Origin of the sequence: Oceanobacter sp. 5_MG-2023, from assembly GCF_030548165.1 — a bacterium.
Lineage (GTDB): Bacteria > Pseudomonadota > Gammaproteobacteria > Pseudomonadales > Oceanobacteraceae > Oceanobacter.
Map to the genome: position 1 here is coordinate 61,323 of NZ_JAUORS010000014.1, position 23,080 is coordinate 84,402.

A 23,080-nucleotide genomic window follows, 5' to 3' on the forward strand; every position below is an offset into this window, starting at 1 on the left:
GCGAATAACATCATTGGCCGTGATTGGCCGTCGGAAGTTTATTCCCTCTGATTAAGCACCAGCAGCAAGGAATTATTTTTGTTCTTTGTTATCAAATATGGTCTCTGGCACCATTTATGCGCCAAACGGCCCGAAAGGCAGTCTATAATGGATAACTTGGCATCCATATCGGCCTGAATTATGGTGCCTTGGTATCACAGTAGCGGCCAAACGGCGGCGATCATCATCCCATGCCCCGTGGTTGTACAAATTTGACTCAACGAGTAGACGCCTGGCTGTAACTATGTATTTGAGACTATCAAAAGCGCTTTCGTCATTACTGTTGCTAACAGTAATCTTCACTTCAACCGCAGCCCTGGCAGCCATCAAGGATATCCGTCCCGGCACGCCTTTTACACCGCTGGAACCGACTCGGGAACAGGCTGTCACGACCCAGCAGATTCTCAATAACCTGCTGCGTGGCCATTATGAGCTCCAGCGTCTTGATGACCGCTTGTCGAGCAAGATTTTTGACCTGTACCTCGACGATCTCGACAGCACCCGAAGTTACCTGTTGGCCAGTGATGTCCAGTCTTTCGAACGATATCGCAAACAGTTCGATGACGCCTTGATGCGTGGCGACCTGACCATTCCCTTTTTTATCTACAACCGCTTGCAACAACGGGTCAACGAGCGCCTGACCTTTATGCTGGCAGAGCTGGAAGAGCGGGCCCCGGACTATACTTTCGACACCGACGAGCGCCTGAAAATCGATCGTGACAATACGCCGTGGGCCACCAACAATGTCGAACTGGACAACCTCTGGCGCAAACGTCTGAAGAACTCCATCCTGAGCCTGACCATGAGTGGCAAGGATCATCAGGCTGCCATCGAGTTACTCCACAAGCGTTACCAGAACCAACTCAACCGGATTCACCAGAGCAAGCCTGAAGACGCCTATCAAACTGTCATGAATGCTGTCACACGGGCATTTGACCCTCACACCCAATACTTTTCCCCGCGTAATAGCGAAAACTTCAACATCAATATGAGCCTGTCATTACAAGGCATTGGTGCGGTACTCCAAGGGGAAGACGAATACACCAAGGTGGTGCGCCTGGTACCTGCAGGCCCTGCCGACAAAGCCAAGAATCTCCATCCTGCCGACAAAATCGTTGGTGTTGGCCAAGACCCCAAAGGCGCCATCACCGATGTCATCGGCTGGCGGCTGGATGAAGTGGTTGATCTGATCCGGGGCCCCAAAGGCACCACGGTGCGCCTGGAAATCATTCCTTCCAACAGTGTTGGCAACGAAACCAAGATCATTTCCATTGTCCGCGACGAAGTGAAGCTGGAAGAGCAATCCGCACAAAAAGACTTGCTGACCATCAAGGGGGATGACAACAAGGAACATCGTATCGGGGTGATTGAGATTCCGACCTTCTACATCGATTTCCAGGGCCGGATGGAAAAACGCCCGGATTACAAAAGCACCACCCGCGACGTGGCACGCCTGATCAAGGAATTGCGCCAGGAAGGCATCGAAGGCCTGATCATCGACTTGCGTAATAACGGTGGCGGCTCGCTGGAAGAATCCATCAGCCTGACCGGCCTGTTTATTCCCCAAGGCCCGGTTGTACAGGTGCGCAGTACTCGCGGTAATGTCGAAGTCTTGCCGGATGATGACCCAACCGTTCTGTATGACGGCCCACTGGTTGTACTCGTCAATCGCCTCAGCGCCTCAGCCTCGGAAATTTTTGCGGGTGCCATCCAGGATTATGGCCGTGGCGTAGTGGTTGGTGGACAAACCTTCGGCAAGGGCACAGTACAGTCATTACGTCCTTTGCGTCATGGCCAGCTAAAAATCACCCAGGCAAAATTTTACCGCGTCTCTGGGCAAAGTACCCAGCATCAGGGAGTGATTCCCGACGTGCTGTACCCGTCGTTATTTGATACCGACAAAATTGGTGAAAGCGCCCTGGATGAAGCCCTGCCATGGGATGAAATCCGCCCGGCCAAATACGCTGCCGATTCCCAAATCCACAACAGCGTTGCCCTGTTGCGGAAAAAACATCAGCAACGTGCCAAGACCGATCCCGACTTTATTTTCCTGCGCGAACAAAAGCAGCTGATCGAGGAAATGCGCCAGCAGAACGATATTTCCCTGAACGAAAAAATCCGTACTGCAGAACGTAAAGCCAATGACCAGAAACGCCTGGACCTGGAAAACAAACGCCGCAAGGCCAAGGGGATGGAACTGCTGACCCAGCTGGAAGATGAGCCTGAGCCCGAGGAAATAGTAACCGTCGAGTCCGAAGAAGAAGCACCATCAGCCACACACGACCAGAAAGAAGATGATGCCCTGCTGACGGAATCCGGACATATTCTGCTCGACCTGACCCAGCTTCAGCAACAGCATGCCGCGCGTTAGTAACTGACCATGGCGACGACAACCCCTAACAGCATCATGCTTTGCTGCTGGGGTTGTCATCGACATACTCGTAAACCCCGTAACCACTTGCCTCTTTCCAGACACCCCGGACAGACTCTCCAGACATCTCGTCCACCACTCAATCGCACCAGCAGATAACCATTCCCCCTAACCTCCAGTCTCTTTGTCAGTCCTGCTGATCGATTCCCGCCCACGGCAGGAAATTTTCCCGTTTCCTTCCATCAGTTTTCCTATATTCATCAGGAAATCCGCTGTATTCCGTTAACCCGGCAAACAGACAGAATAGTGTCCTCAGCCTTTGCTGATCATCCATCTACAACAACAATCAGGATGCAGACATGAAACAGCGATCAATCTCCTTGCCCAACGGCTTTCGGCCCCTCAAGCGTTCGCTCATCCACTCCGCTCTGGTCACTGCGGCTATTCTGGCCACCCCTGCTGCGGTTGCCAGCAGCAACGTCAGCTGGGAAGACATCGCCAATGATGCCAACACCCCAAAAGACGTACTGGCTTATGGTATTGGCCCCAAAGCGCAGCGTTACAGCCCTCTGACAGACCTCAACAAAGACAACGTCCACAAGCTCACACCCGCCTGGTCGTTTTCTTTTGGTGATGAAAAACAGCGCGGCCAGGAAAGCCAGGCGCTGATGCACGATGGCACGATTTACGTTACCGGGTCGTATTCCCGTGTATTTGCCATTGATGCCCGTACCGGCAAAAAGAAGTGGAGCTACACCGCTCGACTGCCAGAAGGGATTCGTCCTTGCTGTGACGTCGTCAACCGTGGTGCTGCCATCTACGGCGACAAGATTTATTTCGGTACCCTGGATGCCCAGGTGGTTGCCTTAAACAAAGACACCGGCAAGCTGGCCTGGAAAAAACGTTTTGGTGACTACGAAGCAGGCTACACCATGACCGGTGCACCGACCTTTATTAAAGACAAGAAAACCGGCAAGGTACTCTTGATTCATGGTTCCTCCGGTGACGAATTTGGTATCGTCGGCAAACTGTTTGCCCGTGACCCGGACACCGGTGAAGAAATCTGGATGCGGCCCTTTGTCGAAGGTCATTATGGCCGTCTGAATGGCAAGAAAAGCACGCCGACCGGTGATGTCAAGGCACCATCCTGGCCGGACGATCCCAACTCCCCTACCGGTAAAGTGGAAGCCTGGAGTCATGGCGGTGGTGCACCGTGGCAAAGCGCCAGCTTTGATACCGAAACCAACACCATTATCGTTGGTGCCGGTAACCCGGCCCCTTGGAATGGCTGGGCACGTACCGGCAAAGATGGCAAACCGGAAAAATACGACAGCCTGTATACCTCTGGCCAGGTTGGCGTAGACCCAACGACCGGTGAGGTGAAATGGTTCTATCAGCACACCCCTAACGATGCCTGGGATTTTTCCGGCAACAACGAGCTGGTACTGTTCGAATACAAGGACAAAGGCAAAACCGTCAAGGCTACCGGTCACGCCGACCGTAACGGTTTTTTCTACGTGGTTAACCGGGAAAACGGCAAGTTCATTCGTGCTTTCCCTTTTGTTGACAACATCACCTGGGCCAAGGGAATCGACCCGAAAAGCGGTCGCCCGATTGAGGTCGAAGGCCAACGGCCTCCCAAACCCAAGGAAGGTGAAAATCGCGGTGAGAGCGTAGAAGTATCACCGCCGTTCCTCGGTGGCAAAAACTGGAACCCGATGGCTTACAGCCAGGACACCGGTTTGTTCTACGTTCCAGGCAACCACTGGAAAGAAGATTACTGGGCCGAACATCCAATCTACAAAAAAGGTTCGGCGTACCTCGGCATGGGTTTCCGCATCAAGCAGATGTATGACGACCATGTCGGTATTCTCCGCGCCATTGACCCCAAAAACGGCAAAATCGCCTGGGAACACAAGGAAAAATTACCACTCTGGGCCGGAGTACTGGCCACCAAGGGCGGGCTGATTTTCACCGGCACCGGCGATGGTTACCTGAAGGCCTTTGATGCCGACACTGGCAAGGTGCTGTGGCAGTTCCAGACTGGCTCCGGAATCATTGCACCGCCGATTACCTGGGAAATGGACGGCGAGCAATACGTCGGCATCACCTCTGGTTATGGCGGTGCGGTACCACTCTGGGGTGGCGATATGGCGGTGCTGACCAAACCAGTACCACAAGGTGGGTCGTTCTGGGCCTTCAAGCTGCCATCATGGGCTGACAAGAAATAATGCCCCTCAGGCTGCCATCCAATTGGCAGCCCTGGATGCCTGGGCTGCCATGCGCCCAGGACATCCTGTCAGCATTCAGCGCAACCCCATATCTGATGCCACCAAGGATTTTGTTATGAAGCTTACTCTCAACCAACCGACACTCTGGCTACTGGCCAGCAGCCTGTTGATCAATACCAGTGCCGCCGCCAACAGCAACGACTTCAGCGATGAACTGGATTATCTGACCATCAACGGCTGTGTGATCAAACCGGAAACCCAATGCCCCGGTGCTGATTTCTCCGGCCAGGATCTTTCCAATCAGGACCTCAGTCACGCCAACCTGAAAGGGGCCAACTTCAGTGGCGCACAGCTGAATCACACCCGCTTCAATGATACCAATCTGGAAAAAGCCAACTTCAGCGATGCCATGATGTTGCGCGCCGATTTGCGCCACGCCAATTTGCGTGGTGCCCGGTTAGTCAATGCCAACCTGACCGGAGCCAATCTCTACACCACGTTTGCTCAGACGGCTGATTTTTCCGGTGCCAATATGACCGCCGCCAATATGGAATTTTCCCGTATCAGCAAGGCCCGGTTTGTCGGTACCACGATGACTGCGGTCAATCTGGAAATGAGTTGGGCAACCAAGATCAATCTGGAAGAGGCCGATCTTACCGGCGCCAATCTGCAGGAAGCCAAGCTGTCTGGCAGTAATATGGTCAGAACCAACCTTAGCCAGACGCGCAAGCATTACGCCAATTTTCTTGATATCAATATGGAAGACTGTCAGGGCTGCCCACTTGATTGGTAATACCAGCCTACGCCGGCAAGGATGCGGCAATACGGATAACGCCCAGTTCGATGGCCTTGTGCACCAGCTCGGCATCGGTACGAACCCCCAGCTTCGACTTGATAGCAGTCACGTAATTGGAAATCGTTTTGCTGCTCAGGCTCAGGCTGACGGCAACGTCTTGCACCCGCTTGCCAGCTGCCATCATTACCAGCACCTCAAATTCTCTGGGGGTCATCACATCATAGATGGAGGGGTTCAGATTGGTACCACGGAACACCAGGTTGATCGACAGTTCGTGCTCGACAAAGGGTCGTCCAAGCATGACCGAGCGAGCGGCATCCACCAGCAACGAGGAACTGCTGCTTTTGCAGACATAACCCAACGCGCCAACACTGATGGCCTGACGCACCACTTCCGCTTCCCGGAACATGGAAAAAAACAGAATCCGCAGAGAGTCATCATGTTGCAGCAAGCGGCGACAAGTCTCGATACCGGAAATCCCCGGCAGACAATAATCAACAACAACCAGATCAAAATGTTGTTTACGACACGCCTGACACGCAGCTTCACCACTATCGACTTCGACAATCTCGGCCTGGCGAAAATGCTGGGAAAGCAGTGCAGCACATCCCTGACGCACAATGCCATGATCATCCACTACCAGGATGTTCATCTGCCTACTCCTGATCAATTTAACAGACCTGTAGCTTAACGGCTGGCCTGACCAGTAAAGTATTGAACCTGAGCAGCACTCGTACGGCTAAAAGCGATCGCGACTTAAGAAGGAGGAATTCATCATCATCGGGCACTATCCATAAAAAAGACCGCCACCTGGAGCAGGTAGCAGTCTTAAAAACCAGACCAATAGTCTGGCTATTGGCCGTTGATTTTATAACCGTCGTTCAGTCGTCTTCAGCGAGCTGCAACTTCATGACGTTTTGGCAGTTTGAAGGTCCAGACCGAACCACCCTGGTTCAGGTTTTTCACACGTTTGGCCACTTCACCGCCCCACAATGGAACCGCACCACCCCAGCCGGAAACAACCGCGATGTACTGCTCGCCATCTTGCTCCCAGGTCACCGGAGTACCGACAATACCGGAACCGGTGTTGAACTTGTAAACCATCTCGCCAGTTTTGGCATCAAACGCCATCAGATAACCTTCCGGATTGCCGGTAAATACCAGGCCACCAGCGGTTGTCATCACACCACCCCAGAGCGGCGCGTTGTTTTCATAACGCCAGACTTCTTTTCCGGTTTTAGGATCGATGGCACGCAGAACACCAATATATTCTTCGTTGATCGGCTTGATGGTGAAGCCTGCACCCAGGTAAGCAGCGCCTTTTTTATAGGCCGTTGGCTCGTTCCAGATATCCATCTCCCACTCGTTAGAGGGAACATAAAACAGGCCGGTATCCTGGGAGTACGCCATTGGCATCCAGTTTTTGCCCCCCAGGAACGCAGGAGAGGCGACGACGGAACTGCCTTTATGGCCATCGGCGCTTTCGGATGGATTACCAGGACGGAAAGCATCGTTAAAGATCGGACGACCGTTTTTATCCAGCCCCTTGGCCCAGGAAATCTTGTCGACAAACGGGAAGCCTTTGATGAAGTCGCCGTTTTCACGATTCAAGACATAGAAAAAACCGTTACGGTCTGCTGTTGCAGCTGCCTTGACGGTTTTCTTGCCATCCTTATAGTCAAAAGAAATCAGCTCGTTCACACCATCGTAATCCCAGCCATCGTGTGGCGTGGTCTGGAAGTGCCACTTGATTTCACCGGTATCCGGGTCGATAGCCAAACGGGAGGAAGAGTACAGGTTGTCCCCGGGACGCAAGTGCGAGTTCCAGGGTGCCGGGTTACCGGTACCAAAAAACAGCAGGTCAACATCGGGATCGTAAGTACCACCCAGCCAGGTTGCAGCACCGCCTGATTTCCACAAATCCCCAGGCCAGGTTTTACCCGCTTTGCCACCGGTAATGCCGTTTTCCTTGCCTTTCAGGTAACCCATATGACCTTCAACGGTCGGACGGGTCCAGACCACTTCACCGGTCTTGGCGTCGTACGCTTCCACTTTACCGACGATACCGAACTCACCACCAGAGACACCGGTAATGACCTTGCCCTTGACCACGATAGGCGCCGCAGAGATGGAATAACCGCCTTTGTAGTCTGCTACTTTTTTCTTCCAGACGGTTTTGCCGGTGTCTTTATCCAGCGCCACCAGCTTGGCATCCAGCGTTCCGAAGATCACCAGGTTATCGAACAGTGCCACGCCCCGGTTGATCACGTCACAGCAAGGCATGATGTTTTCTGGCAAGCGGGCATCGTATTGCCACAGCTCATCACCGGTAGCGATATCAATCGCAAATACCCGTGAATAAGAGGCGGTGACGTACATAACGCCGTCTTTGATCATTGGCTGGGATTCTTGACCCCGTTGCTTTTCACCGCCAAACGAGAAGCCCCACACCGGGGTCAGGTCCTGTACTGATTGGGAATTCACTTTGGATAAAGGACTGTAACGCTGACCACGCAAACCCATACCATAGCTGACGACGTCACCAGTCGTTGCCTGGTCGTTGAGAATATCGTTATCCGTCACACCAGCCTGAACAGAGCTGGCCAAAGAGACGGCGGCTACCAGAGTCGATAACGCCAGTCCCTTCAAGCCGATAGAAGTTGTTTTCATTGTGTTCTCTCCCTAAAAGGATTTTCTTATTCGTGTAGGAGCCTCTGTGTCCGCTCAGGGTGGACAGCAGCCACAGGATGCACTGGCACGCATGCCCAGATACAACACCATTGTTGGTTTTGGCAGAGCATCATCCAATCCGACCAGAGGCGTGATTTCCTAGTGCCTTGGTAGCAGTCCCGATACGGGAGTAGTAGGTACCAGAGTGGTGATTTGAACGGGTATTAGAGAAAGAACAGAGACAAAGAGAGGTAAGGAAAGACAAACAGGGCATGGAAGATATGTATTCCCTGGCCATTGCCCCAGCCAACATTCCAGCCGCCAGCCTGACCAGTGTGGTTAATAACGGGAGAGAGAAACTGATCACAGGGTGGCCAGCATGAACGACCGGGGTTTCAAACAAGCAACCAGCACACGCCATCGACGCGTACTGGTTGCAGGGTCGATCCATTGATGCCCGGAGAATACCAGGCACTAACGAGTGTCAGTCGTTCAATAACAAAGCCAGGGCTTCAATAATGGCCACCGCGGCCAAGGCCACAGCACTCCAGCGCCAGAAGCCCACCGGGTCACGAGCCAGCCAAGAACGTCCCCGGTGCACCCTGACCAGCTGTTCATTTGGCCTATACAAATCTTCCCGCAGCTCTGAAAATGCCTGATAACGGTCATCAGGGTTTGGAGCAGTAGCCTTTTTCAGCACCAGATCCAGCCACAGGGGGATATCGGAGCGATACATCCGAATGCTCTGGTAACGCCACTCAGAGTCCGAGCGCGCTCCACGTTCCTGTATGCGCTCCAGCGGGAAAGGAGGACTTCCAGCCAGCATTTCATAAATCACCACCCCCAGAGCAAACAGATCACTCTGGGCGCCATATTCCTGCTTCAGTATCGCTTCCGGGGCCTGATAGTCCATGGAATCAATCACAGGCCACTCTTTTAGCGCTGGAATGTCTCGTCCAATGACAGTCCCCAGATCCACCAGTTTGACGCCCCCACCCTGAACAATGATCACGTTGTCCGGAGTCAGGTTACGGTAGGTCAAGCCGGCCCGTTGCAAGGCTCGTAAACCATGAATAATCTGCTCAACAATAAAGCGTACCTGGTTAACCTCGGCATCCGGATTATCGAATATCCACTGGCGCAACGACACCCCGTCGATCCATTCAAACACATGATAGTTATAACGCGAGTCTTCCTGTGGCACCGCACTGATGACATTACGGTGATTGATGCGTTCTGCCACCCACTGCTCACGGGCAAAACATTCCAGATAATCCCGATTTTCCTGTAACCCAATCGCCGGAGCCTTCAGCAGATAAAGACGCCCATTACGCTTGTTCACCACCTGATAGGTAATACTGGAAATACTGGACTCGATAATGTGGTTGATCTGGTAATGATCGATGCTGTCACCAGCAGACAAAACCGCGGGCACCTGACGCTCGGACACTTGCGGGCCAGATTCCTGCAGGCTTTCATCCGGTACTTGCCGGACCTGCAAGATCACACACGTACCATTACCGTCACTGCCGGCTTCTATCGCCTGCTTGACCAGGGTTGAGCACACCGCCTCAATCTCGGCCTGACTGCTTTCTGACGTTACCGCATTCATGGCATCCACCATGTTCTTGCGGGATACAAAGGCGTGAACACCATCGGTCGTCAGCAGAAAAATATCGCCCTGCTGTACATCACGCTGGAAATAATCCACCTCGATATGGCTGTCCATACCCAGTGATCGGGACAAATAGGTATTGCCGCCACCTTCATGTACATGATCACGGGTGACTTGTTCCAGGCTATTGGCACTCCACAAATATACCCGGCTGTCACCAACATGAAAAAAGTGGGCCGTAGAACCATGCACCACAGCACAACTGAAAGTTGTTACCAATCCGTTGTTATGGGAAGAAGCCTGCTTGCCATGATGGTACAACCAGCTGTTCAGAGAGGTGAGAACCTTGCCGGCGGAACGCTTGACGTCCCAACTGTCCGGTGTGCTGTAATAGTCGTTGAGAAAGTCGGTGACACTGGTCGAGCTGGCCTGTTGGGCATTGGCACTGCTGCTGGCCCCATCGGCGACACAGGCTCCAATTCCCTTGAATCGAACGACCTCAGGATCTGGTCGATATACCGCAAATGCATCCTGGTTATCTTCTTTTCCACCTGCTGCGGAAAAGCCCCCAAACTGAATATCTAGAGCTATTGTCATTGTTAGGTATCTTTGTTTGATCGCTGATCGTTACACTATCCGGGTGTGCGCAAAGCATACATGGACAATAATATTCCTCGCTACCGCCAAACATCAGATTCGTCAATTAATGCGATAAATAAGACATTAGCGCTGCATTGACTACTGGCTTGTTATGACAAAAACTGACAAAGCGCAATCGCTGTTTCTAACACCTGTGCCAGGTAGCTGAGTGGTGATCAATAAATGACCACCAATAAACTGGCTCATTGCCTTAAACGACATGGGCGGGAAGCATTCTCAGCCAGTAATCCGAGGCCGCCATCGGCTCTGCCCGGTCTGTTGCTGGGAGACTGAATTGGCGGAGATGATAAGATTATCAGTTTTAATTGCAACCGGCGTTTCACTCGTAATAGCGACAAGAGCCGCCAGGTTCTGAATCCCATTCAGACTAACGCGGATGAGTAAATCCAGAATAACGCCGACCAGCGACCTTGTCTTGTGTGCAAAGGCAGGAACGCCTTCCCTGGCTGTCCCCAACACATTAGCTCACTCGTAGGTACACCATGGTCTGGTTGACCAGTTGGTAGGCTATTTCGCCAAAGGTGATGGGGCCATGCATGCGATCGGTTTTTTTCCCTTCCAGCTCACCATACAGATAATTGAGAATACAATTGCAGCAGAAAGCGATTTCCCCGTCATCGTGAGGCACTTGTTGCGCAAACGCTTCAGCATACGGCGGGATCGCGCCCGCCAGGCGATATGCTTGTCCAGCGTATACCGGAGCGTAAAAGGTGACTTCTCCGGTTGTGGCATTCACATTCTGAAAACTGACATTGATATAAGCACCACAATAGTCAGCCACCAATGGCAAGCGGGTGTCCGCTCCACTGGAATGCAGGTAATTGGCCAGATTAGTACTTACACCGTCGATATCAACTTCCGTGGCACTCAAACCGGATTCAGGGAAGCGGATAACCGGGCCGTTGCCGGGTTGGAACAGGTTGATGATTTCAATCCCGGCGGCCTTATCACCATCGATCGCAACATGCATCGCTACGGCAAGGTTGTCGTGAAATTCGCCAGTCGGGCCAAACACAACTTTGGGGCTAACCTTATCGCTGTTCAGGTCATCCAGGTGTATACCCGCGACCCAGCCAACCAACGGTTGCAAGTACATATTGTCAAATTCCGGGGCATCCTTGGCAAAACGTTGGTGCACTTCAGAAAACGCAGGAACAATCAGAACCGTAAAGCCGTTATCAGGTGCATCATTGCAAACCCCTTCGATACTGCGCTCGTCGTAAGTACAAAGATCCGGCGCACCGCTGGCCGCTGGCAGTTCATTTACGAACACCAGCTCCCGGCTACACAGCCCCCCGTCTTCGCTCATAAAGTACGGAATGGTGCCACCAATCCAGAAGCCTTTTGGCAGTTGGCGTAATGCCGCTTCATCACCCGCGATGCTGACTCCCCGCCCGCTCTGGATAATCCGGGCGGCTGCCGCAACGGTCATCAGGTGGCCTGGAACATTCCCGCTACCGGGTCGGCTATCCGGATGGTTGGATATGGCCAGATTCATTGTACTGCCTCCCGGATCTGTTCAATCTCCCGGCCAGCGGTCGCCGGATTCTTTTCGAAGTAACGGCGTAATTGCTGTATTTTCAGCATGCGTACTTCTTCATCGTGAGCCATGGCATATTGCTGCCGCAAACGCATCAGCAACAGACGTAACCCCAGATTACGCATGTCCAGATCCCGTTCCCCCGTGAGCAACTCTCGCCATATGGCAATGTCTGCTGCAGGCAGTGCTGATTTTTGTTGATCACGAGTCAGCACCGACATCATATCTGGCGATATGTCCGGGCTGGCAGTCTGGTTGAGGTTCGACCCTAACTTGCCAGTATCCAGGCCATGCTTGAATTGCCACAACATGTCAGCATCCAGTTCCAGCAGGCGTGCAATGGTGCCTAATGACATGCCTTCGGTGAGCATGGCAATCACTTGCTGACCCAGTGCATTGCTGAAAGGAGCACGGGCATCACCACTCCAGGGAGCATTCGGCAATTCATCTCCTTCCGGGTAGTCGATACGTATGGTGCACTTCAAGACACCCAGGTTGGTGTGTCGCCATGTTTTATGATGACCAAAATGCTGGATCGCCCGGCGTGAGCCAAACCAGCCAGAACGTGCCTGGCCAATACAGACTTCAACGCGACGGTGATTCTGATTAATGCGGATATCGTGAATAATCCAGGGAGAGACGACCCCCATCAGCTGTTCGACAGATTCATGGTTCATCTGGTGTCCTCTTGTTTTTATTATGCGTCCCGGCTTTATACTTTATACCTTCTCGTACCCGTCATATGGACGGGCTGCTGGATAAGTCACTGGTTATTGACCATCCTTGCCCAAACCAGGGGCTAGTCCCAGGTTCTGACAGTATTCACCATAGTATGCCCACGACCGTACAGACATATCGATCCAACCGTGCCAATTCTTTACTCCTTTGGGAGTAGTACTCTCCACCATGGCAGCTTCGGCACTGCTGTTGTGCGTCTGCGCTAAAATCTTGCGATATCTTGACCTAGGCCATTCGGCAACAGCGCTATTTCCGTTTAACTGTCGCGCTTCACACGACACGGATGCTAATTATGACGACTCCAGAAGATACCAGGCCCGTTCAGCCCAATACGATCTGGCAACGACCTCCTTTTACGCCTCTTCAGCGTCTGCAGGATAATTTCCAGATTACTCCCCATGGTTCAAACATCCCCATTGCCAGAAGCCAGAGTCTGTTTCTTGCACATCACCCGAGCACCAGTACTGACACCGGCCAGTCGGACTCGCCGTTATCCGCCTGGTATTTGCCGCTGATTGATTTTCTTCCCCCTGATGCACTGCTGCCCTCAGGCAAGATTTTCAACTGCCCAACGTTGGGAAATTGCTGGGTATTCAACCTCGATATCAATGGCCACTCTGTACCTGAAAGTGCCTGGGTGTATGTCGAGAGTGATATCGGCACAGGGACTACCGGATTGGTCGGTCTGGATGCCAGGTTGTTTAATCTGTCCACCTGTTAGACCTCACCGAACCTTGCTGGGAATGCCAGGATCGGGCACAATAAATGTGAATAAAAATAAACAGTGAATATCTTGTTGTTCACAAATAAAGGAATCACATCGATGTTTGAGGATCTTCTCTATCGCCAGAGTCAGGGCGTTGCCTTACTGCAGCTGAATCGGCCCCAGGTACTGAATGCCATTCGTGTACAAACCTACCGTGACCTGATTGCCGCCTTGACACTGGCCGACCAGGATGACCAGGTGAACGTTATTGTTCTCAGTGGTTCTGCCACTACATTCTCGGCTGGTAACGATCTCAGTGATTTGCTGCCCGGCGGCAACCTGCTGGATGTAAAAGAAGGTGTTGCGGGTATTTTTCATACTCTGGCGGCCCTGTGCAAACCGTTGATCATTGCCCAGGAAGGTGTCGCCATTGGTATTGGCGCTAATCTTTTACTCCATGCCGATCTTGCTTATGCCGGTAAAAGTACCCGTTATTCCTTGCCTTTCGCCAAAATCGGCGTGACGTCCGAAGGAGCTTGCTCGGTATTACTGGCTGAAACGGTTGGGCCAAAGATCGCCGCCGAACTGTTATTGAGTGGACGTTTCTTCAGTGCTGCAGAAGCGCAGCAATGGGGCTTGCTCAACCAGGTTACGGAAGATGGTCAGGCACAGGAACAGGCGATGGCCATGGCACATACCATCAGCAAAAACTCTCAGGGGTCGATTCGGGCCATCAAGCAGCTGGCCAGAGAAGAAGGTCACGTCGAACGGGTCGACCGGGCCGTTGATATCGAAATGCAGCGATTTGCCGAACTGCTGCACACCCAGGAAACCCAGTTGCGTATCCAGCAAGTGCTGAGTAAGCAATAACCACGTCTCTCCAGCAGTCCAGCATCGGTTTACCGGCTTCTCTTATCACGACTTTCGCCATTCTCCTGAAGCCAGTTCAGGGGGATGGTGTTCCTTGCCTTGCCTGTCTGTCTCTCAACGCCCCTCTCCCACTCCTGTAATAGCAGCGAGTGAAGAAGAACCGGGCCATTTGTAATCAGGCACAAAAAAGGCGGCCCGAAGGCCGCCCTGGATACAACACCCGAGGGGGTGTACCAGCTCTTAGCTGAACTGGTTCATGGTGTTGTCTTTACCAGAAGCTTTCAGTGCGTTGTCGCCTGAGAAGTATTCTTTGTGTGCATCACCCATATCAGAACCAGACATGTTCTGGTGTTTAACACAGGCAATTCCTTGACGGATTTCTTTACGCTGTACGCCTTCAACGTAGCCCAGCATACCTTTTTCACCGAAGTATTCTTTCGCCAGGTTGTCAGTAGACAGCGCAGCAGTGTGGTAAGTCGGCAGGGTGATCAGGTGGTGGAAAATACCTGCTTCACGGGATGCATCCGCCTGGAAGCTCTGGATACGACGATCGGCTTCAATAGACAGATCGGTTTCGTCGTATTCAGCAGACATCAGAGCATCGCGGTTGTAAGCCGATACGTCTTTGCCTTCTTCAGCCCAGGCATCAAATACTTGTTGACGGAAGTTCAGCGTCCAGTTGAATGACGGGCTGTTGTTGTAAACCAGTTTTGCGTTAGGCGTTTCTTTGCGAATTTCGTCCATCATCGCTTTGATCTGGCCAACGTGTGGTTTTTCAGTTTCGATCCACAACAGATCCGCACCGGCTTTCAGGGCTTCGATACAGTCGAAGACACAACGTTCTTCACCAGTACCACGACGGAACTGGAACAGACCGGATGGCAGGCGTTTTGGACGCAGGATTTTATCACCACGCTTGATAACCACATCGCCTTGCTGCATATCTTCAACGGTGATTTCTTCGCAATCCAGGAAGCTGTTGTAGATGTCACCAGAATCACCTGGTTCTTTCACAACGGCGATCTGTTTGGTCAGACCAGCACCCTGGGAGTCAGTACGGGCAACGATGACACCATCATCAACACCCAGCTCCAGGAAGGCATAACGCAAAGCGCGCAGTTTGGAGTGGAAGTCAGCATGGGGAACGGTCACTTTACCGTCCTGGTGACCACATTGTTTCTCGTCAGCTACCTGGTTTTCGATCTGCAAGCAGCAAGCACCGGCTTCGATCATTTGTTTAGCCATCAGGTAAGTGGCTTCTTCGTTACCAAAACCGGCATCGATGTCGGCAATGATAGGCACAACGTGTGTTTCGTAGTTGTCGATCTGCGCTTGGATGTCAGCAGCTTTGGCGGTGTCGCCCGCTTCGTTGGCAGCATCCAGAGCACGGAACAGCAGGTCCAGTTCGCGAGCATCCGCTTGACGCAGGAAGGTGTACAGCTCTTCAATCAGGCTGGCAACCACTGTTTTTTCATGCATGGACTGGTCAGGCAGAGGACCGAATTGTGAACGCAGAGCGGCAACCATCCAGCCAGACAGGTACAAATAGCGACGATTGGTGTTACCGAAGTGTTTCTTGATAGAAATCATCTTCTGCTGACCAATAAAACCGTGCCAGCAACCCAGTGACTGAGTGTACTTGGAGCTGTCTGCATCATAGGCAGCCATGTCTTCACGCATGATTTTGGCAGTGTACTTCGCAATATCCAGACCAGTCTTGAATTTGTTCTGGGCACGCATACGTGCAACAGACTCTTCAGAGATACCTGACCAAGCAGCACCGGCGGCTTCTTTAAGGGCAGCAACAGCTTTGATATCGTTTTGGTAAGCAGACATGGGTTCGTCCTTTGTCATATGCATTTTTGGGTAGTCAGCAGATGGCTCCTGGTCTGTTGCCGGATGCTCATCGCCGCTTGCCAATGAATACTATGGACATCGGAACCATAATTGAAATCAATAGGATGTATTCTTGCTATTCACCAAGGAAATATAGAACCAAGGTATTAGACGGCGCTACTCAAGTATCAGACCCTGCTGATTCCAGCACTGACCTTTGCTCCACTCCTCAACTCATCACGGTTGCTGACTCAGCCACAACCCAGTAATCAAGCATATTCTGCTATCAGGTGCGTAGCCGCCGCCGCCGCGCTGGACCAGGCCCATTGAAAATTGAAGCCTCCCAGGTGGCCGGTGACATCCACCACCTCCCCAATAAAGTACAAACCCGTGTGCTGTTTGCTGGCCATGGTGCGAGACGACAAGGCATCGGTATCCACGCCTCCCAGCGCGACCTCAGCGGTACGATAGCCTTCCGTACCCGCCGGTTTGACTTGCCAGTGATGAAGCTGGTGCGCCAAGGCATCCATTTGCGCTCCATTAAGGGCAGACAAGGGTTGATCCGCCAAACTTCCAGTTGCCGTCAGCCAGCATTCCGCAATTTTTTGGGTCAGCCGCTGCCCCAACCAGGTTTTTAGCAGCTGCTTCGGGCTACTGTGCTGGGACGCCCGCAGGGCTGCAGCGGCATCCATTGTGGGTAACAGATTGATCGTCAGGCTATCGCCTGGTTGCCAGTAGCTGGAAATCTGCAACATCGCCGGGCCACTTAAGCCGCGGTGGGTAAACAGCATATCGTCCTGAAAAGACTGGCCACGGCAGCTCACGTCGACGTGACAGGCATTCCCTGCCAGCTCGCTGCTCAGTTGCTTGAGTTGGCTGGTCAGGGTAAACGGCACCAGAGCCGCCACCGGTTCATATACCGCCAGACCAAACTGGCGAGCCAGCTGATACCCAAACCCACTGGCACCCAAGGTAGGGATCGATGGTCCTCCGGTCGCAACCACCAACGCATCACACTGGTAGGACTGGTCACCCGCCTGCACCAGATACCCCCCCGATGTATTGGCCGTTACCGCATGAATGCCGGTATCCAGCTGGATCGTGACCCCTCCTTGCTCGCATTCATCCAGCAGCAGATTAAGAATGTCACTCGCTTTATGGTCGCAAAACAGCTGGCCATCCTTTTTCTCGTGCCAGGCCACGCCGTGTTTATCAACCAGAGCAATAAAATCCCATTGGGTATAACGGCTCAGGGCAGATTTGCAGAAGTGAGGATTGTGGCTGAGATAACGGTCGGGCTGGATATCGTAATTGGTAAAATTACAACGACCGCCACCCGACATCAGAATCTTTTTACCGGCTTTGTTGGCATGATCCAATAGCCGTACAGAACAGCCGCCGGCCGCCGCTTGAGCAGCACACATCAGCCCGGCAGCACCGGCCCCGATAATGATGACATTTGTGTGATTTTTCATTTATTTATCCAAATATTAACCAGCCCAACAAGCGCTTGCCGCCAAGGCATTGACTGGTATTATGCGATCGATTCATTACAGACCACGGGAATTACACTATGGAGTTATTTGATCGCAAGGGTTTACTGGAAGCGACCAAACTCTCCCCGCGCAAACTGGATCTATTGCTACGCTTGCTAAAAGCGCCCACGCTGACCCGTATTTACAACAAGCTGACGGCCAGGCAAGGCATCGATATGATCGAAGAGACGCTTCACCACCTGCATATCGAGCTGGATTACGACGAAAAGGCATTACAGCAGGCAATTCCTGCCAACGGGCCTTTTATTACGGTATCCAACCATCCTTTCGGTTTTCTCGATGGCGTGATTCTGTTGCTGCTGGTGTGCCGTATTCGCCCGGATTTCCGCGTTGTGGCGAATTACCTGCTGAGTTATTTTGCCCCTATCGCCAACCTGTTTATCACCGTCAATCCATTTGAAAACCGCGGCCCCAAAGGTATGGGAGGCATGCGCAAATCCTTGACGCAACTAAAACAGGGGAATGGGCTGGGCCTGTTTCCTGCCGGTGAAGTATCCACCTGGTACAAGGGTCAACGCGGCATCAGCGATAAAACCTGGCCCATTGCCAGCATGCGGCTGATTCGTAAAGCCAACGTACCGGTTATTCCGGTGTATTTTCACGGCCGCAACAGTGCCAGTTTCCATCTTCTTGGCAAAATCCATCCAGCCTTGCGAACTCTGCGCATTCCCGCAGAATTTCTTAAAAAACGTCGCTCCACAATTTATCTCGGCATTGGCGAAGCCATTACCCCCGCACAAATTGCGGCTTGCGAAACTGATGAAGCCCTGCGGGATTTTTTGCGCCAGCGCACCTATAGCCAGCACGAGATATGTCAGACAGCGGCGACCCGGCGTTGAGTCAATCTGGCGGATAACCTCAGCAGCCCAGCAAGGCCTTGACCGGCGCGTAACTGCGCCGGTGAATGGCACACGGCCCCAGCTCTTGTAACGCTTGCAGATGCGCCTGGGTGCCATACCCTTTGTGTTTGGCAAAGCCATAACCGGGATACACACGATCGAGTGCCACCATTTCCCGATCACGGCTGACTTTGGCCAACACAGAAGCCGCAGCAATGGATTGCACCAGGCTATCGCCCTTGATCACCGCCGTGGCAGCGATATCCAGTTTGGGCAAGCGGTTGCCATCCACCAAGGCATATTCAACATCCCCCGATAAACCGGCCACTGCCCGAGACATCGCCAGCAAGCGGGCATTCAGAATATTGATGTCGTCAATTTCGGCCACCGTTGCCCGGGCAATGGCGAAGTCTACGGCGGATTCCATAATCAGCTCGTAAAGTGCTTCGCGACGTTTTTCCGTCAGTTTTTTGGAATCATCCAGCCCAGGAATGGGTTTGGCCGGGTCCAGTACCACGGCAGCGGCCAACACATCGCCACACAAAGGCCCGGCGCCAGCTTCATCAATGCCACAGTAGACGCGTCCCTGTGCCAGCAGAGACTGTTCAATATCAATCATGGGATAAGTAATTCAGTGAGTGAGTCCGTTCCGCAAACGTTCGTTAGCGGCAGCTTGCTCTGGTTCCAGTAATTCAATAATCGCTTTGGCGGCTTCCTGATTAGCATTTCGTCGCAATTGCCGATGAATAAACTGGAAGGTTTCATGCAGTTGGTGGCGGATATTCTGGTCTTCCAGACAACGCACCAACGCCTCCGCCAAATGTATCGGAGTCGCTTGCTCTTGCAGGATTTCAGGTACCAGCTCACGCCCGGCCAACAGGTTGGGCAGGGATATAAAAGGCTGTTTCAGCATGCGCCGTAACAGAAATGCGGTGATTTTATTGACCTTGTAACTTACCACCATCGGCCGCTTCAGCAGCATGGCTTCCAGTGTTGCTGTACCGGATGCCAGTAGAATGACATCCGCTGCCGCCATGCAGATATGGGATTGCCCGAGAACAATCGTCACCGGCAGTGTCAGTGATAGCTCCGACAGCTGCGCTTCCAGCTGGTTACGGCGCTCGATGCTGGCTGCCGGAATCACAAATTGCAGGTCTGCCCGTAATTGCAACATTCGCTGGGCAGTCTCAAAAAACAACGGACCCAGACGCTCGACTTCCCCTCCTCGACTACCGGGCATCAAACATATCAGAGGTTTGCTGACGTCCAGCTCCAGGTTTTCGCGTGCCGGGGTTTTGGGCGTTTCAAAGGGGATTTTATCGGCCAGGTGATGGCCTACAAAGTGCACCGGAATCTGGTGTTCTTCGTAAAAACGCGCTTCAAACGGAAACAGAGTGAGCATCAGGTCAACAGCCCGCCCCACTTTTAGCACCCGTTTCTGACGCCAGGCCCAAACAGAGGGACTGACATAATGCACGGTTTTGATTCCTTTGGCCTTGAGCTTTTCTTCCAGCGTCAGGTTGAAGTCGGGCGCGTCGATACCGATAAAAACATCCGGCGGGTTGTTGCTCCAGTGCTTGATCAGGGAGGCGCGTATTTTCAGCAGCTCAAACAATCGGCCTAGCACTTCAACCAGCCCCATCACCGATAATCGTTCCATCGGGTACAGACTGGTAAACCCCTGAGCCAGCATCAGTGGACCACCAATACCTTCAAAAACCGCATCCGGATAACGCTCTCGCAGTGCTTGCAGCAAACCTGCGCCGAGCATATCCCCCGAGGTTTCACCAACGACGATTGCAATCCGCTTCACTAACGAATAATCCCACGACTGGAGTCTTTCAGACTATCAAACAACACCCCGACGGCAGCTTCCGTCACCGCTTCCTGTTCCAGCTTGGCCAACGCTTCTGTCAGGGTCAGGCCCTGCCGATATACTGTTTTGTAGGCATTACGCACCGCACTGATAGCGTCGACAGAATAACCCCGACGGCGCAAACCTTCGGAATTGATACCATGTGGCTCAGCCGGATACCCCAGTGCCATAACGTAAGCAGGAATATCTTTTAATACCACAGTCCCGGCACCAGCCATAACATGGGCTCCGATCTTGCAAAACTGGTGTACCTGGGTGGCACCGCCCAGAATAGCCCAATCGCCCAGCTGAACGTGGCCAGCCAGGTTCGTATCATTGGCCAGAATACAATGATCGCCCACAATGCAATCATGGGCCACATGCACATTCACCATAAACAGATTATGGCTGCCAATACGCGTCTCGCTATTATCCTGCACGGTGCCGCGATGGAAAGTACAGCTTTCACGAATGACATTATGGTCGCCAATCACCAACCGGGTTGGTTCACCGGCGTATTTTTTGTCCTGGCAGTCTTCCCCCAGCGTGGCAAACTGAAACACCCGATTGTGCTTGCCGATACGTGTTGGTCCCTTGATCACAACATGAGGGCCAATCACAGTACCGGTATCGATCTCTACGTCGGCGCCAATGATGCTGTACGGACCGACGTCAACGTCATCAGCCAGCTGGGCAGACGGGTCTATGATGGCCGTAGGATGGATCATGCGGACTCCATTTCTCGTTCGGCACAGGTAATCAGTGCTGAACAGGCAACTTCGCCATCCACCAGCGCCCGGCAGTCAAATTTCCAGATACCACGGCGGGTACCGGTAAAGCGGGCTTCCAGAACAACCTGGTCTCCCGGCACAATCGGACGTTTGAAACGTACATGATCGGCACCGGCAAAATAGTACAGCATGTTGGGATTTCGCTTTTCTCCCATCATGGTCATACCAAGCAAGCCGGCTGACTGAGCCATGGCTTCCAGAATCAGGACACCAGGCATGACCGGGTGACCTGGAAAATGGCCACCAAAAAACGGTTCGTTGATGGTGACGTTCTTGATGGCACGAATCACAGGAGCCTCTTCGGACTCCAGATCAACCTCATTGATTCGGTCAACCAACAGGAATGGATAACGGTGTGGCAAAAATTCCTGGATCGTTTGAACTGGTTGCGGGTACATCAAGCGTTACCTTCTTGGCTTTTCTCTAATTTCTGCAGCCGTTTGGCTATCGAATCGAGCTGTTTAAATCGTGCGGCGCTACGACGCCACTGTTTAGCTGGCATATGTGATGTACCCGATGCGTATACGCCGGGTTCATCAATCGAATTTGTAATCAGCGTCATTCCCAATGCATGTACACCATCCGCCAGCGTCAGATGTCCAGCAATACCGACGCCACCCGCCAGGGTACATCCCTTGCCTATATGCGTGCTGCCGGCAATACCGACACAGCCAGCCATGGCAGCTCCCTGCCCGACATGGACGTTATGCGCAATCTGGATCAGGTTATCGAGAATGACATCATCCTCGATCACGGTGTCTTCCAGCGCACCACGATCAATACAGGTATTGGCTCCAATCTCGACATTATTACCGATACGAACATTACCCAGCTGGGCAATGCGTTCCCATTTGCCCTTGTTCGGCGCAAATCCAAAACCGTCGGAACCAATCACGGCGCCGGATTGTACCCGAACCCGGTCGCCAATGCTTACCCGATAATAAAGGGTAACGTTGGCAAACAGCAGGCAATCTCTGCCAATCCGGCAGTCACTGCCTATCACACAACCCGCGCCCACTTCGGTACCATCACCGATATGTGTGTTACGGCCAATCACAGCACCCGGGCCGATTCTGACACCTGCACCGAGTACCACACCGTCTTCCACAATGGCACGAGGGTGAACGCCTTCAGGCTGACGTGGACGGCGATCAAACAACTGGGTCGTTTTGGCAAATGCCAGATAGGCATCCTCCACCACCAATGCCGCGCTGGCAACGTCATCGGCCAGGTTGGTACCAACAATCACAGCCGCAGCCGCAGTAGAATCAAGTTGCTTGCGATAAGCCGGATCTGCAATAAAAGTTACATCGCTGCTGCCTGCCGACGACAGTGGTGCCACACCGTCAACTCGTGCCGAACCGTCGCCACGAATCTCTGCACCAAGATATGTGGCCAGCTCGGATAAACTCAGATCCATCGATATGCCCTTACTAGTGTATTGATAAAGTATTACTTACCGTTTAACCGTTCCAGTAATGGTTTGGTCAGGTCAATGGCTGGTGAGCTGTATACTGCTGCCCCTGCCTGCAAGACCAGATCGTACTTGCCATCATCAATCAACGCTTTCAGCAACTCTTCCAGTTCTGGCAGTTTTGAACGGAAAAACGACTGACGCCACTGTTGATCTTGCTGCTGCAGCTTTTCCAGATAGAACTGGCGTTCTTTGGCTTTGGCTTCGTATTCAGTCACCAGCTTGGCCAGTTCCGCCTGGCTCATGATCGCACCATCGGTTTCGCGTTTTTCCTTCAGCGCCAGCATGGATTTTTCAATGTCGCGCACCTTGCCGATGGAATCACTATTTTCTTGTTCAAACTTTTTCGCCGCAGACTTGGCTTCGTCAGACAAAAACAGGGCTCGCTCCATATCCACGACACCAACCTTCAGCTCCGCAGCCGCCAGTGGTGACAGTAAGGCAACGACCAAAAACAGAAAAACACGCATCCAAATGCTCCTTTAAATTGCAG

General features: G+C 52.6%; 19 protein-coding genes. 6 read left to right on the forward strand and 13 right to left on the reverse strand.

Features of this window, described 5'->3' with window-relative positions; translation table 11 throughout:
* Positions 1–322: 322 nt before the first annotated feature.
* From Q4551_RS10900 to Q4551_RS10910, 3 genes are all read left to right on the forward strand, one after another.
* On the forward strand, positions 323–2,410 hold the full coding sequence (locus Q4551_RS10900) for a carboxy terminal-processing peptidase (protein WP_303433790.1): 2,088 nt from the start codon (positions 323–325) through the stop codon (positions 2,408–2,410).
* A 359-nt stretch (positions 2,411–2,769) separates the two neighbouring features.
* Positions 2,770–4,641 (forward strand): methanol/ethanol family PQQ-dependent dehydrogenase, encoded by a 1,872-nt coding sequence (locus Q4551_RS10905; protein WP_303433792.1) that lies wholly within the window; start codon positions 2,770–2,772, stop codon positions 4,639–4,641.
* A 115-nt stretch (positions 4,642–4,756) separates the two neighbouring features.
* A complete protein-coding gene (locus tag Q4551_RS10910; RefSeq protein WP_303433794.1) occupies positions 4,757–5,434 on the forward strand; it encodes a pentapeptide repeat-containing protein in 678 nt (225 codons plus the stop codon).
* Positions 5,435–5,441: 7 nt separating this feature from the next.
* Here the strand turns inward: Q4551_RS10910 and Q4551_RS10915 are convergent, their stop codons facing one another.
* The 5 genes from Q4551_RS10915 to Q4551_RS10935 all read right to left on the reverse strand — a co-directional run bounded on the left by Q4551_RS10915 (position 5,442) and on the right by Q4551_RS10935 (position 12,599).
* A complete protein-coding gene (locus Q4551_RS10915) occupies positions 5,442–6,089 on the reverse strand; it encodes a response regulator transcription factor (RefSeq protein ID WP_303433796.1) in 648 nt (215 codons plus the stop codon).
* Positions 6,090–6,328: 239 nt separating this feature from the next.
* Positions 6,329–8,107, reverse strand: coding sequence for a PQQ-dependent methanol/ethanol family dehydrogenase (locus Q4551_RS10920; RefSeq protein WP_303433797.1), 1,779 nt, complete (start codon positions 8,105–8,107; stop codon positions 6,329–6,331).
* Positions 8,108–8,591: 484 nt separating this feature from the next.
* On the reverse strand, positions 8,592–10,319 hold the full coding sequence (locus tag Q4551_RS10925; protein ID WP_303433799.1) for a bifunctional protein-serine/threonine kinase/phosphatase: 1,728 nt from the start codon (positions 10,317–10,319) through the stop codon (positions 8,592–8,594).
* Positions 10,320–10,842: 523 nt separating this feature from the next.
* Positions 10,843–11,880: a hypothetical protein gene (locus Q4551_RS10930; RefSeq protein ID WP_303433801.1), complete on the reverse strand. Its 1,038-nt coding sequence runs from the start codon at positions 11,878–11,880 to the stop codon at positions 10,843–10,845.
* Positions 11,877–12,599: a hypothetical protein gene (locus Q4551_RS10935; protein WP_303433802.1), complete on the reverse strand. Its 723-nt coding sequence runs from the start codon at positions 12,597–12,599 to the stop codon at positions 11,877–11,879. Before Q4551_RS10935 ends, Q4551_RS10930 begins: the two co-directional genes overlap by 4 nt.
* A 353-nt stretch (positions 12,600–12,952) precedes the next feature.
* Here Q4551_RS10935 and Q4551_RS10940 point away from each other — a divergent pair, with 353 nt between their 5' ends.
* Both Q4551_RS10940 and Q4551_RS10945 read left to right on the forward strand, forming a co-directional pair.
* Positions 12,953–13,381: a hypothetical protein gene (locus tag Q4551_RS10940; protein WP_303433804.1), complete on the forward strand. Its 429-nt coding sequence runs from the start codon at positions 12,953–12,955 to the stop codon at positions 13,379–13,381.
* 102 nt (positions 13,382–13,483) lie between these two features.
* Positions 13,484–14,236, forward strand: coding sequence for an enoyl-CoA hydratase/isomerase family protein (locus Q4551_RS10945; protein WP_303433806.1), 753 nt, complete (start codon positions 13,484–13,486; stop codon positions 14,234–14,236).
* A 240-nt stretch (positions 14,237–14,476) separates the two neighbouring features.
* Here Q4551_RS10945 and Q4551_RS10950 read toward each other — a convergent pair whose 3' ends face one another.
* Both Q4551_RS10950 and Q4551_RS10955 read right to left on the reverse strand, forming a co-directional pair.
* Positions 14,477–16,072: an isocitrate lyase gene (locus Q4551_RS10950; RefSeq protein WP_303433808.1), complete on the reverse strand. Its 1,596-nt coding sequence runs from the start codon at positions 16,070–16,072 to the stop codon at positions 14,477–14,479.
* Between the two features lie 269 nt (positions 16,073–16,341).
* Positions 16,342–17,547, reverse strand: a complete 1,206-nt coding sequence (locus Q4551_RS10955; RefSeq protein ID WP_303433810.1) for an NAD(P)/FAD-dependent oxidoreductase — start codon at positions 17,545–17,547, stop codon at positions 16,342–16,344.
* A gap of 98 nt (positions 17,548–17,645) precedes the next feature.
* Between Q4551_RS10955 and Q4551_RS10960 the strand changes: the two genes are divergently transcribed.
* A complete protein-coding gene (locus Q4551_RS10960) occupies positions 17,646–18,467 on the forward strand; it encodes a lysophospholipid acyltransferase family protein (RefSeq protein ID WP_303433812.1) in 822 nt (273 codons plus the stop codon).
* 19 nt (positions 18,468–18,486) lie between these two features.
* Here Q4551_RS10960 and rnhB read toward each other — a convergent pair whose 3' ends face one another.
* The 6 genes from rnhB to Q4551_RS10990 are packed head-to-tail and all read right to left on the reverse strand — an operon-like array spanning position 18,487 to position 23,057.
* The gene (gene rnhB / locus Q4551_RS10965) at positions 18,487–19,086 is read right to left on the reverse strand and encodes a ribonuclease HII (RefSeq protein ID WP_303433814.1); all 600 of its coding nucleotides are present in this window, start codon (positions 19,084–19,086) and stop codon (positions 18,487–18,489) included.
* Between the two features lie 12 nt (positions 19,087–19,098).
* Positions 19,099–20,280 carry a lipid-A-disaccharide synthase gene (lpxB, locus tag Q4551_RS10970; protein ID WP_303433815.1) on the reverse strand — a complete coding sequence of 394 codons (1,182 nt, stop codon included), beginning with the start codon at positions 20,278–20,280 and terminating at the stop codon, positions 19,099–19,101.
* The gene (gene lpxA, locus Q4551_RS10975) at positions 20,280–21,050 is read right to left on the reverse strand and encodes an acyl-ACP--UDP-N-acetylglucosamine O-acyltransferase (protein ID WP_303433816.1); all 771 of its coding nucleotides are present in this window, start codon (positions 21,048–21,050) and stop codon (positions 20,280–20,282) included. Before lpxA ends, lpxB begins: the two co-directional genes overlap by 1 nt.
* Entirely contained in the window at positions 21,047–21,511 is a 465-nt protein-coding gene (gene fabZ / locus Q4551_RS10980; protein WP_303433818.1) for a 3-hydroxyacyl-ACP dehydratase FabZ, read from the reverse strand. Before fabZ ends, lpxA begins: the two co-directional genes overlap by 4 nt.
* Positions 21,511–22,533 carry a UDP-3-O-(3-hydroxymyristoyl)glucosamine N-acyltransferase gene (lpxD, locus tag Q4551_RS10985; RefSeq protein ID WP_303433820.1) on the reverse strand — a complete coding sequence of 341 codons (1,023 nt, stop codon included), beginning with the start codon at positions 22,531–22,533 and terminating at the stop codon, positions 21,511–21,513. The genes fabZ and lpxD overlap by 1 nt, the downstream gene beginning before the upstream one ends.
* Positions 22,534–22,565: 32 nt before the next feature.
* Positions 22,566–23,057, reverse strand: coding sequence for an OmpH family outer membrane protein (locus Q4551_RS10990; protein ID WP_303433822.1), 492 nt, complete (start codon positions 23,055–23,057; stop codon positions 22,566–22,568).
* Positions 23,058–23,080 lie beyond the last annotated feature (23 nt).